This is a genomic window from Leptobacterium flavescens (genome assembly GCF_010671605.1).
GTDB lineage: Bacteria > Bacteroidota > Bacteroidia > Flavobacteriales > Flavobacteriaceae > Leptobacterium > Leptobacterium flavescens.
Genome location: NZ_JAABOO010000003.1, coordinates 101866 through 115051, shown reverse-complemented (window position 1 = coordinate 115051; position 13186 = coordinate 101866). Strand labels below are relative to the sequence as shown.

Annotated in this window: 8 protein-coding genes and 1 tRNA gene; 4 read left to right on the top strand and 5 right to left on the bottom strand. The window is 40.2% G+C overall.

The features are described 5' to 3' along the window. Positions 1 to 821 precede the first annotated feature (821 nt). Entirely contained in the window at positions 822 to 1430 is a 609-nt protein-coding gene (locus GWK08_RS12715) for a superoxide dismutase (protein ID WP_163607598.1), read from the bottom strand. Positions 1431 to 1553: 123 nt separating this feature from the next. Between GWK08_RS12715 and GWK08_RS12710 the strand changes: the two genes are divergently transcribed. The 4 genes from GWK08_RS12710 (at position 1554) to GWK08_RS12695 (ending at position 10233) form a co-directional block, all read left to right on the top strand. Continuing rightward, positions 1554 to 4667 carry a UvrD-helicase domain-containing protein gene (locus GWK08_RS12710; RefSeq protein ID WP_163607597.1) on the top strand — a complete coding sequence of 1038 codons (3114 nt, stop codon included), beginning with the start codon at positions 1554 to 1556 and terminating at the stop codon, positions 4665 to 4667. A gap of 45 nt (positions 4668 to 4712) precedes the next feature. Next, on the top strand, positions 4713 to 5906 hold the full coding sequence (gene kbl, locus GWK08_RS12705) for a glycine C-acetyltransferase (RefSeq protein WP_163607596.1): 1194 nt from the start codon (positions 4713 to 4715) through the stop codon (positions 5904 to 5906). Positions 5907 to 6018: 112 nt separating this feature from the next. Beyond that, a complete protein-coding gene (locus tag GWK08_RS12700) occupies positions 6019 to 7380 on the top strand; it encodes an OmpA family protein (RefSeq protein WP_163607595.1) in 1362 nt (453 codons plus the stop codon). A gap of 75 nt (positions 7381 to 7455) precedes the next feature. Next, positions 7456 to 10233, top strand: a complete 2778-nt coding sequence (locus GWK08_RS12695; protein WP_204336065.1) for a PD-(D/E)XK nuclease family protein — start codon at positions 7456 to 7458, stop codon at positions 10231 to 10233. Positions 10234 to 10280: 47 nt separating this feature from the next. On the opposite strand, the gene GWK08_RS12690 is transcribed toward GWK08_RS12695, so the two are convergent. From GWK08_RS12690 to GWK08_RS12675, 4 genes are all read right to left on the bottom strand, one after another. After that, positions 10281 to 11042 carry a hypothetical protein gene (locus tag GWK08_RS12690; protein ID WP_163607594.1) on the bottom strand — a complete coding sequence of 254 codons (762 nt, stop codon included), beginning with the start codon at positions 11040 to 11042 and terminating at the stop codon, positions 10281 to 10283. A 220-nt stretch (positions 11043 to 11262) separates the two neighbouring features. Further along, on the bottom strand, positions 11263 to 12009 hold the full coding sequence (locus tag GWK08_RS12685) for a hypothetical protein (protein WP_163607593.1): 747 nt from the start codon (positions 12007 to 12009) through the stop codon (positions 11263 to 11265). 252 nt (positions 12010 to 12261) lie between these two features. Further along, positions 12262 to 12338, bottom strand: a tRNA-Ala gene (locus tag GWK08_RS12680). A gap of 5 nt (positions 12339 to 12343) precedes the next feature. Continuing rightward, positions 12344 to 13132: a universal stress protein gene (locus tag GWK08_RS12675; RefSeq protein WP_163607592.1), complete on the bottom strand. Its 789-nt coding sequence runs from the start codon at positions 13130 to 13132 to the stop codon at positions 12344 to 12346. Positions 13133 to 13186 lie beyond the last annotated feature (54 nt).

Sequence of the window (13186 nt, the reverse complement as noted above, 5' to 3'; positions counted from 1 at the left end):
AAATATTGTTAAAATATTATTAAATAGTGCATTTCATCGTTTAAATTGGTCGTTTAACCGATTTTTTATATTGGAAACTTTCTTTGGTATACTTTTAAACCACCATAGCATAAGTAGGTTAAGTTCATGGTAAGATTTGGGGCAAAAAAAGGTGGATTCTTCCACCTTTTTTTATTGAATAAACCTTTCTGATTTCACCCCTATTTTATTCCGTTTTTATGTCGTAAAAAACACCTTCTATTCAACTCATTATCAGGTATTTTTCCAAAAATTCACCATCCTAAAACACCACTTTTCCAGCTCATAATTTCTGCTTTACTTACAAATATTATACAGTATTTTACGTTTTGAGCATTTTATCTAATTTAATGGTATTACAACATATTTATTGTCACTGTGTGGTTAAGATTCCGCTATATTTGTGTCACCATAGCATAAGTAGGTTAAGTTCATGGTAAGATTTGGGGCAAAAAAAGGTGGATTCTTCCACCTTTTTTATTTTTAATCATCTTCTTCTTTATTTACAGGAATAAAATACGGACGCTTCACAATCAGATCTCCCGAAGCCCTTTGCAGGGGACTCAGAATCGATTATTTCTAACATTGAAAATCAAATTCTTTACAAATATCACAAGCTGCTTTTTGATTTTGGCACTTTATCTAATTTAAGAGCATTATAACATATTTATTATCATAATATTGACAAAATTGCGTTATATTTGTACTACCATAGCATAAGTAGGTTAAGTTCATGGTAAGATTTGGGGCAAAAAAAGGTGGAATTACTTCCACCTTTTTTATTTTCTATATGTTTTGTAATCCTACTTGTTGGACGCGTATAGCTCAGAAACTTTCTCCCAGTTTATAACATTGAAAAAAGCAGCAACATAGTCAGGCCTTCTGTTCTGATAGTTCAGATAGTAAGCATGCTCCCAAACGTCTATTCCTAAAACAGGAAAGCCTCCGCAACCTACTCCCGGCATTAAAGGATTATCCTGATTTGGTGTAGAACATACTTCTACTCTACCTCCTTTATGAACGCATAACCAGGCCCATCCGGAACCAAATCTCGTTCCTGCTGCCGTAGAAAATGCGCTTTTAAATTCTTCAAAAGAACCGTAAGCTTCATTAATTGCTGCAGCCAGTTCTCCGGTTGGTTCTCCTCCTCCGTTGGGAGACATTACTTCCCAGAACAAGCGGTGATTGTAAAATCCGCCTCCGTTATTCCTAACAGCTCCGTTATTCATATCAAGACCCGTAAGGATATCCTCAATAGATTTTCCATCAAGGTCTGTTCCGGCAATTGCGCCGTTCAATTTGGTTGTATATCCGTTATGGTGTTTGCCATGATGTATTTCCATTGTTCGAGCGTCTATATGGGGCTCTAATGCATCATATGCATATGGTAATTTCGGTAAATCAAATGCCATAATATCTGTTTTTAAATTAGTGATTTAATTTGTGTATCAAATTTACATATAAACTTAAACTTTATCCAACAATAAATGGTTAAGAACTCATAGAGTTTCATTATTTTGGTATAAAATTTTGCTTTGCAGGATACTCCTTTTAAAATATATAATGCTTCTGCAGGATCGGGTAAGACTTTTACCCTCGTTAAAGAATACCTTAAAATTTTACTTCAGACCTCCTACCAGGACAGTTTTAAACAGGTCCTGGCCATTACATTTACCAATAAGGCCGTAAATGAAATGAAGGAGCGGATCATTAAAAACCTGGAAGAATTTTCCAATCCCTCGATTCTGGAAAAACCGAGTCCTATGTTTAGCGGCCTGGCAAAAGAACTGGGGCTAACGGAAGTTAATCTGATGGAGCGCTCCGAAAAGATCCTGAAGAGGATCCTTCATAATTACGCCTTTTTTGACGTGGTGACCATCGATAAGTTTAATCACCGATTGCTGAGGACTTTTGCTTTCGACCTTAAACTCCCCATGAATTTTGAGGTGGCACTCGATACCGAATTGCTTATAGAAGAAGCCATAGATCAGCTTATATTTAAAGCAGGGACCGAAGAAAAGCTAACAAAGGTACTGGTAGATTTTGCGCTGGAAAAAGCAGATGATGACAAGAGCTGGGATATTGCCATAGACCTCAAGAAAGTCGCATCGCTCTTGCTGAATGAAAATCACAGCAGTGCCCTCCAATCTGTTAAGAATGAAACCCTGGACGATTTTCTTCAACTAAACGCTCTCTTACGGAAGAAAATAAAGGCTCAGGAACACTTTATAAAAAAAAGCGGGCAGGAAGTCCTCGAACTCCTGCAGGTCAACGGCCTGGAAATCGATGATTTTAGCCGTGGAATGCTTCCCGCGCATTTTAAAAAGATAGCATCGGGTAAACTTGACGGCCTCTACAATAATAAACTCGGAGAGAATATTGCCGAAGGCAAGGTCTATAACAAGACACTCGATCCCGGCAAGAAGGCCGCTATAGACGGGTTGCTTCCGGAATTACAACAGATCTACCTCAGTATAAGGAATGCTGTTTTTAACCTTAAGTTCCTTCAGAATTTCTACAAGAACAGTACCCCCTTATCTTTATTAAACGCCATTCAGGCAGAGCTGGAGATCATTAAAGATGAGCAAAACCTCCTGCTGATCTCGGAGTTCAACAGTATTATCTCGGATGTAATTGTTCATGAACCCGCGCCTTTTATATATGAACGAATTGGAGAAAAGTACCGTCATTACTTTATTGATGAATTTCAGGACACTTCCGAAATGCAATGGAACAACCTCATCCCCCTGGTGAGTAACGCACTGGAAAGCGAAACTCTTTCCGGCAAAAGAGGAAGTTTACTCATTGTAGGCGACGCCAAGCAGGCAATCTATCGCTGGAGAGGCGGAAAAGCAGAACAGTTTATAGATCTGTACAATTGTGAGAATCCTTTTCAGGTAGAAAAGATGGTGGAAAACCTCCCTGTCAATTACCGGAGTTGTGAGGAGATCGTGAGTTTTAACAACGATTTTTTTAAACATATCTCTGCCTATCTGACCAAAGAAGATTACCGGGACCTTTTCTTTTCTAAAAGCCATCAGAAACCCAATCAGCAAAAAGGCGGTTATGTTCAGATAGATTTTATAGATAAAAAGGAGGAAGAAGACACACAATATTGCCAGCTGGTCCTGAACCGTATAAAAGACCTCATTGCAGAAGGGTACCGATATAATGATATCTGCATTCTGACAAGAAAGAAAAAACACGGCCTGGTCCTATCGAATTTCTTGCTTGAAAACGAAATAGATATTATTTCCTCGGAATCTCTCCTTTTAAAGAGTCACCCGAAAATAGGGTTTCTTATAAACCTTATCCGGCACACGCTGCAACCTCAGAGCCGTGAGATACAGATCGAGATCCTTCACTTCCTGGCCGAAAAGGGATCTGTAACCGATAAGCACCATTTTTTCAGCAGTAATCTCGGGAACATGGAATCTGTATTTTCAGAATACAGTTTTGTGCAGGACACTTTTTACAAACTCCCGTTTTTAAATGCTGTTGAATACGCTATATATTCGTTCGGACTTTATGATCCATCAGATGCTTATCTTCAGTTCTTCCTGGACGAGATCCTGGACTTCAGTATTAAACAGAATAGTGGTTTCGGAAGCTTTATCTCTTATTGGGAAAAGAAAAAAGACCGTTTGTCCGTCATCTCTCCCGAGGGCAATAATGCAGTTAAATTGATGACCATTCACAAATCTAAAGGACTTGAATTTCCTGTAGTCATCTACCCGTATGCTCAAAGCAATATTTATGAAGAGATAGATCCCAGGTTATGGATGCCGGTAGATAAGGACACTTTCGGGCTTTCTTCAGGGCTTTTCTCAAAAAACAAGGATTTCAGTGAATTTAGCGAATACAGTAAAACCCTTTATGATGAAGATCAGGCAAAGCTGGAACTGGATCAGTTTAACCTTTTATATGTAGCCTTAACCCGTGCAGTAGAGCAGTTACACATATTTTCAAAAAAAGATATCCGGGCCAAAGGGGAAGAAAACCTGAAGAGTTTTTCCGGGCTTTTTATCAACTACCTGAAATCCAAATCGATGTGGGAAGCAGAAAAAGACACTTACAGTTTCGGGTCGAAGTTGCTAAAAATGCATCTGGAGGATACACGAACCAAAACCGATACGATCCCGTTTTTGGCCAATGCTACAGACCGGCCATTGTATAAAATAATAACCCGGTCAGGTTCTTTGTGGGATACCACTCAGGAAAAGGCCATTCAGAAAGGGAACCTCTATCATTATCTTTTGTCTCAGATCAGTTACGCTCACGACCTGGAAAGCGTTATTCAGGATGCCTTGTATCAGGGGCATATCAGTCAGCGTAATTATAAGGATATAGAAAAAGACCTAAGCGAACTGATCCATCACCCGCTTATCCATCCTTATTTCACTACAGACTATACCATATATAATGAACACGATATATATACTGCCGAAGGACAATTAATACGCCCGGACAGGCTGGCTGTAAATCACAGGAACGAAGTTGTCCTTATCGATTATAAAACGGGAGCCTATAAAGACAGTTTTAAGTTACAGCTGGATCGGTATGCAGAAGCTATCGAGGAAATGGGGCTCCGGATAAGCGATAAACTCATCGTGTTCATCAACGAAAAAATAGAAATAAAATCATTATAAATTAAGGATACTAAAGTTTATTACTTTTGTAAAAAAACACATAAAATGTACGGTAAAATAAAAGAGCATCTTCAGCAGGAGCTTGAAGACATAAAAAACAATGGTCTATTCAAAAAAGAACGTATCATTACCTCCCCACAAGACGCAGTAATCAAAATCTCAACAGGACAGGAAGTTATTAATTTCTGTGCCAACAACTATTTGGGGCTTTCGTCTCATCCGGAGGTTATCCAGGCAGCCAAAGACACTTTGGATTCTCACGGCTTCGGGATGTCGTCTGTACGGTTTATTTGCGGGACCCAGGATATCCACAAGGAACTGGAAGCCAAGATAGCCGATTTCTATCAGACCGAGGATACTATTCTTTATGCTGCGGCCTTCGATGCCAATGGTGGAGTTTTCGAGCCATTGTTAACCAAGGAAGATGCCATTATTTCCGACTCGCTGAACCACGCTTCCATTATAGACGGCGTTCGCCTTTGCAAAGCCATGAGGTACCGCTATGAGAACAACAATATGGAAGATCTTGAAAAACAGCTAAAACAGGCCAGTGAAGACGGAGCCCGTTTTAAGATCATCGTTACCGATGGAGTATTTTCTATGGACGGCCTTGTTGCTCCGCTGGATCAGATCTGTGACCTGGCCGATAAATACGATGCCCTGGTAATGATAGATGAATGTCACGCTGCAGGTTTTATCGGACCTAAAGGTAAAGGTACCCTCGAAGAAAAAGGAGTAATGGGACGTATAGACATCGTTACCGGTACTTTGGGGAAAGCCCTGGGAGGAGCAATGGGTGGTTATACCACCGGGAAGAAGGAGATCATAGAAATGCTTCGTCAACGTTCCAGGCCTTATTTATTTTCCAATTCGCTAGCCCCTTCAATCGTAGGAGCTTCTATTAAGGTATTCGATCTTCTTTCCGGAAGTACGGAATTAAGGGATAAGCTGGAGGAGAATACCAGTTACTTTAAAAAAGGTATGAAAGCAGCAGGTTTTGATATCATTGACGGTGACTCGGCAATTGTTCCGGTTATGTTATACGATGCGAAGCTCTCACAAACTATGGCAGATAAACTTCTGGAAAAAGGCATATATGTAATCGGCTTCTTTTATCCGGTTGTCCCTAAGGGAAAAGCAAGAATTAGAGTACAGCTTTCCGCTGCTCATAACAGAGAACATCTCGACAAAGCGATCGAGGCATTTACGGCAGTAGGCAAGGAACTGGGCGTGGTTTAAAAAAAATCGTAATCATAAAAAAAACAAAAATTTTAATATATTTGTTTTTGTTAATAAAATTTAACAACTTACATTTGTTGCTAATTAACACTTTAAAATTAAATAATTGAACATGAAACATCTTAGCAAAATTTTAGTTGCTGTGTTACTTTTTGTAGGACTTAGCAATGTGCAAGCGCAAGACCAAAATAACCCTTGGTTGGTAAGTTTCGGTATAAACGCTGTTGACGTATATCCTACAAATCAGCCAGGTCAAGGAAGATGGTTTGACGAATTTTTTAATGCCAATGATCACTGGAATATTCTTCCTTCCATATCAGCAGTTTCCGTATCTAGATACGTAGGTGACGGGTTCTCTGTTGGCGTTCGAGGAAGCTTAAACCAAATATCTGATTTTGGAGATACTGAAGTAGATGATTTCTCTTACTACTCTGCTGACGCGGTGATCAAATACAACCTTAATGAGTTTTTGAAATTAGGGAACTTTGATCCATTCTTAGAAGTAGGTGGAGGTTATACCTGGATTGATGACTTAGGAAACGGTACCTTAAACGGTGGTGTTGGATTCAATTACTGGTTTAACGAGAACGTAGGTGTAACATTACAGTCTACTTATAAGCACGTATTTGAAGATGACGGACTTCCAGTTCCTCACTTCCAACACTTTGCTGGAGTATCTATCAAATTCGGAGGTAGAGATACTGACGGAGATGGTATTTACGACAAAGATGATGCTTGTCCAGAAGTAGCAGGTCTTCCTGAATTCAACGGATGTCCTGACTCTGACGGTGACGGTATCGAAGATAGCAAGGATTCTTGTCCAAACGAAGCTGGTCCTGCTGAATTAAACGGATGTCCTGATTCTGACGGTGACGGTATCGCTGATAAAGATGATGCTTGTCCATCTGTAGCTGGAATCGCTAGCTTAAGAGGATGTCCTGATTCTGACGGTGACGGAATTGCTGACAAAGATGACGCTTGTCCAAACGAAGCTGGTCCTCAGGCTAACAGAGGATGCCCATGGCCAGACAGAGATAACGACGGTGTTCTAGACAAAGATGATCAGTGTCCTGATGTTGCTGGACCTGTTGCTAACAACGGATGTCCTGAAGTAACTGACGAAGTTCAGAAGCAACTTAACGATTACGCTAAAACTATCTTATTCGATACAGGTAAGTCTTCTATCAAGACTGAGTCTGAAAGCGTACTTGGAGACATCATCAAGATCTTAAATGAGTATCCAAATGCTAAATTTACTGTAGAAGGTCACACAGACAGCGTTGGTAGTGAAAAACTAAACCAAACTCTTTCTGAATCAAGAGCTAATGCAGTTAAAGATTACTTAACTAGCAATGGAGTTTCTTCAAGCAGATTAACTGCTGCTGGTTACGGTGAGTCTAAGCCGATCGCTTCTAACAGAACCAGAGCTGGTAGAGCTCAAAACAGAAGAGTTGAGATCAACTTAGTAAAATAAGAAATAGGACTTTAAGTTTTATTAATAAATAGAAAAACGCTCCGGAAATCCGGAGCGTTTTTTATTTTTATCATCATGATAAAATCTTTTATACAAGAAGTGGCCGAGGAAGTTCTGGACACTCCCGTACAGCTGGACGAATGCGTTTTTGTGCTTCCCAGTAAAAGGGCCTGTACTTTCCTGAGGAACGAGTTGCTGAAGAAAAATAAGAAAACCGTTTTCGGCCCCACTCTTTACAGTATTGAAGATTTTGTCCAGGAGCTTTCCGGAGTCAGGCTGGTCCAGAATACCGTATTGTTATTTGAGTTCTATCAGGCGTATCTGGAGATCAACCCGGAAGAAGAGAAAGACGAATTCTATGTCTTTTCCAAATGGGCAACCACCGCCCTGCAGGATTTTAATGAAATAGACAGGTACCTTATCCCTCCCGACGGGATCTTTTCCTATCTGTCTTCGGTAAAAGAACTCAATCACTGGTATCTCCAGGAGCACAAGACCACTATCCAGAAAAACTATATCAAATTCTGGAATAACCTGAAAGACTACTATCATTCCTTTAGAGAACGACTGCTGCAAAAGCAGATAGGGTACCAGGGGCTTATTTACAGAGAAGCTGTCGAAAACCTGGAGCACTACCTTCAATCAAACGAATCTAAAAAACACATTTTCGTAGGTTTCAATGCCCTGAACACTGCCGAGTCTACAATTATACAGGAGTTTTTACACAGTACGGATTCGGAGGTCTACTGGGATATTGATGCCGCCTTCCTTGAAGATCCGGAACACGACGCCGGCCTCTTTATCAGGAAATACAGGAATTCCTGGAAATACTTTGAAAAACATCCGTTTAAAAATATATCAGGTCACTTCGGAGAGGAAAAGAACATAGAAATTATCGGGATCCCCAAGAACATAGGGCAGGCCAAATACATTGGCGGACTGCTGCAAAAACTGGAAACTAACGGATCGGGCCTCTCCAATACAGCTGTAGTACTTGGAAACGAACACCTTCTTCCCCCGGTAATAAATTCTATCCCTCCGGGAATTACATCAGTAAACATTACCAGTGGGTTTCCTTTAAACCTCAGTCCGATAGCTTCCTTTTTTAATATCCTTTTTGAGGTAAACGAGGCAAGGTCGTCCAAAGGTTGGTATCATAAACCCTTTATCGATTTTCTGTCTCACCCTTCTGCAAGGATCCTCTTTAAGAAAGGTAACAATGATTATGCGACTTTTATTATTCAGAAAATACAAAGTGAAAACATCGCTTATATAGGACCGCAGTTTCTGGAGAAGTACATTCCTCAGGAACTGAATCCCATTATCTCCAAATGCTTCTTCTATGCAGAAGAGACCGAAGCCGGGCAGATCATTAAAAACTGCCTGGACCTCGTTCTGGAGCTCAGGGAGGTCTATTCCAGTGATCAGGACAAAAACCCGCTCTATCTGGAATACTTATATCGCTTTTACGAGCTTTTCAATCAGATAGACGCTCTCAATACTGCCTACAGCTCTATCGCCCACCTCAAAGCCTTAAAAAGCATCTACAAGGAGTTATTGCTTAAGGAAAGTGTGGATTTTCAGGGAGAACCCCTGGAAGGCCTCCAGTTAATGGGAGTATTGGAAAGCAGAAACCTGGATTTTGAGACCGTTATCATCTCTTCGGTAAACGAAGGGATCCTTCCATCGGGTAAAAGTGACGGCTCCTTTATCCCGTTTGATATTAAACACGCCTTCGGGCTTCCTACCTATAAGGAAAAGGACGCCATATATACCTATCACTTTTACAGGCTTTTGCAACGGGCGAGGAATATCTATATTCTTTATAACACGGAACCCGATGTTCTGGAGGGAAGTGAAAAAAGCCGGTTCCTCCTTCAATTGAGCATGAACTCCCATCCTTTACATTCCATAAAGGAAATTATTGCAAGTCCTGTGGTTCCGGTGCAGAAAAGATCGGTAGTTCAGCTTACAAAGACCGCAACTGTTATAGAGGAATTGAAAAGAATAGCCGAAAAAGGATTTTCCCCTACCTCACTGACCAATTATATCAGGAATCCTCTGGATTTTTATCATCAGAGTGTATTGGGTATTAAGGACACCGCAGAGGTAGAAGAGACCATTGCGGCAAATACACTGGGAACGGTGGTCCACAATACACTGGAGATCCTCTACAAACCTCATGAGGGAAAACTGTTGAGTACTGAACTTATTGAAGAAATGGAATCCGGAGCGGAAGAACTGATCGCCCGGGAATTCAGAAAAGTATACAAAAGCGGCGATTTTTCCCGGGGGAAGAACCTGATCATATTTAATATTGCTCTCAAATACGTCGAGAAGTTCCTTCAGCAGGAAAAGGAAGATCTCAGAAAAGGAGCGGAGATAAGAATACTGTTTATCGAAAGCAATCTCAAAAAAGCCATTCATATTCCCGAGTTAGGCTTCCCTGTCTATCTGAAGGGAAAAGTAGACCGGGTAGATCAAAGGAACGGATCGGTACGGATTATAGATTATAAGACCGGAAAGGTAAATCAGGGAGATGTGGAGATCGTAAACTGGGAAGACCTCACTTCCGATTATAAATTCAGCAAAGCTTTTCAGGTACTGGCCTACACCTGCATGTTTGACGAAGCCGCGATTAAGGACCGGATTGTCGAAGCAGGCATCATTTCATTTAAAAATACCCAAAGCGGTTTTCTGAGGTTCTCCAAAAAAGACAAAGCCGGGGCCTATGCCAAAAAAGACTCGACCATAGGCGAGGAGATAAGGGAACAATTCCTTGCCGAATTAAAAAAGCTCATCCTGGAGATCTTCGATCCCGGGATCCCCATCACCGAAAAAGAGATCGCATAAAAATACCCGACTGAAAAGCCGGGTATCTTATATTTGGAATATGTGTTTTAGTCTACTTTTATCTGGCCATTCACATAGGACAGTGCTTTTAGAAGATCTTCTTCATTCCTTACGTTAAGCTCGTTTTCCTTCAGGTATGGTTTCAGATTTACGCCTCGTGATTTAAAGGCTCTCGACAATTTGTTGTTGGATTCCTTGATCTGGAAGATCTCATTGTCGTTGATCATTATAAAATAATCTTCCCGGTCTACCAAACGATTAGGCCTGGTTACATCGAAACTGGTAATGGCTCTTTTTCCTTCCTGTACCAGCTTTCTGTATTTCCTTAATAAGGTAATGGTCCCGTATTCCTTGATCACCTGGAAATAACCAAATTCTTTGCGGTCATTATTCAGGTAATATTTAAAGATATAGTTCTTTCCATCCATATTCACCTTTACCTCACTGGTCTTGAGAACAATACTATTGGATCCGTCTGCTTCCAGAGTCTCGAATTCTTCCGAAAAGATATTATACCTCAACATATAAGCGCCCTTGTCCTCATTGTTAAAATAGATATTCCCCGGTTTAAAATCTTCTTCCATATAAGCCGTCCCGATAAAGCGGGTGCTGAGTTGAAAGCGTTGGGCGGATGGATCTGCCTTATCAATAATGTTTTCCTTAATATATTGTGTAAGTCTGTTACCTTCTGTAAACAGGGTGGGGTCCTGTGCCGAATATTTTCCCAAAGGCCCCGGAGTAGGTGCCTGTGCAAGTGCCACAAGGCTAAACAAGCCTAGAATAGCGGTTAAAAAAATCGTTTTTTTCATGTTCGTGAATTAGTTAGAGATTATCGATATTTTCTGCTTACTGCTGTAAGAGTTTGTTAAATTAACAAATATCGGACTACAATCAAAATTACCGAAGCGTAAAAAAGGACCATTAACTCCCTGAAAACGAATATAATTGTCTTGGATCCTTAAAATGAGATCAAAAAAAATTGCCTGACTAAAAAGTCAGGCAATTCCACGAAAAGATATTCTCTAAAGATCATTGCTTTTCACCTAATTGATCATTAGCGTATTTTAACGCTTTTAAAAAATCCTCCTGATTTTTTACGTTCAGTTTGTTATCTTTCAGGTATGGCTTCAGTTTTACACCAAGCTCCTTAAAGACAGCTGCCAGTTTGGAATTTGTCAGCTTGGTAAGATAGATCTCATTATTATCTATCATTATAAAATAATTATCAAGATCCACCAATCTGTTGGGCCTGGTTACATCGAAACTGGTAATGGCCTTTTTCCCTTCCTGAACCACTTTGCGGTATTTTCTAAGAAGGGTAATCCTTCCCAGTTCCTCAACTATCTGAAAATATCCGAATTCCTTTCGATCGTCGTTCAGATAGTATTTAAAGATATATTTCATTCCGTCCATTACAAGGCTTACCTCGCTTGTTTTTAAGACGATACTGTTAGATCCGTCATCTTCCAGGGTTTCGAATTCCTCAGCATAAATATTATAACGAAGCATAAATCTTCCCTTGTCCTTATCATTAAAAAAGATATTCCCCGGCTTAAAGTCTTCGTACAAATATGCAGTTCCGGTAACTCCAAGTTCATTAAATCTGTCTATTCCGGATCCTGCCTGACCTACTACTCTCTTGATCTGCTCAATTGTTCTAAGGTCTTCGGTAAATGCGGTAGCCGCCTGAGGTGTAAATCTGCCCGTAGGATTCTGGGCATTCAGGCAGAAAGCCCCCACCAGCAGAAATACGGTGCATAGTAATGTGTTTCTCATTTTTACTTTGTTTGGTTTGTTTGTTAGCTATAATTATAATCCTTAACAGGGTTCGATACCCTACCCTTTGGAGGATATTTTTACTCTTTTGTCTCCGATAGAAACAGTGAAGTTAAAAAATTATAAGACCAACGTCAAAATACAGGAGTTTTAAATACGTTTCGTAAGGTATTCAAAATCAAAAAAGTAGTCTCAGATCTTTATATCGGGATAAAAAAACACCCGGTCAAAAACCGGGTGTTTAAAAGGGTTTGGTGGAGCATATCGGAGTCGAACCGATGACCTCTACGCTGCCAGCGTAGCGCTCTAGCCAGCTGAGCTAATGCCCCTTTTATTACATTTTTCCAATGAGAACCAGAACTGGAATATTACAGTGGAATTCTTTTTTCAAAATTACATTTTTCTCCCAAAGTTTTACAAAAAATCCTCTTTTTCTTCTAAAAACACATAACATGTCCGGTTTGCTACTTTGAAAGTGTTCCAGAACCCCCTGGAAAGTAGTGGCGTTCTCTGTAGTTGTAAGTTCACCCATAGCCTGTAATTTCGGGTTAACCACAAGATCTTCCTCTTTAAACTTCGGTGTTTTTACCAGAAGAAGATTAACCTTTGCTTTAAAGGTCTCCACTACCGATCTTAACGGTCTTAAAACCTTTTTTCTTTTCAGGATACCCGATTTAAACGCTGTGAGAATGGTCCTGGGTGCAGAAAATTCATAACCATGAGGAACAATTAAGGTAGGGATCTCCATTTGTTTAATAATTCCCCCGGAAATATTGTCGAGAAAAACATCACTGGCAATGGCATTATTAGATTCTATCATAACCAGATCTATATTGAGTTCGTTTGAAACATCTTCCAGTATATCCTGAAGGTTTCCTTTGGCGGTTACCGTGGCAACCTCCACCTTTTTTCGATCCACTCCGGAAACGATCTCATTTACGTGAGCCTTTGTTTCTCTTTCTATGATCTCGTCTATTCGTATAATACTTCCTGCCCGTGAAACCACATTAAAATCCCCGAGTACATATACTTTGGCCTTAAAATGCTCGGCAAAATCGATTGCGTATTGTAAAGTACTTTCCACATTTGTGGAGGCCGCTATAGGGACTAGAATGTTTTTCATCGGTCTTTCTTATTTTTACGGCTTTAAAAATACACAAAAAAGTAGCAATAAAAG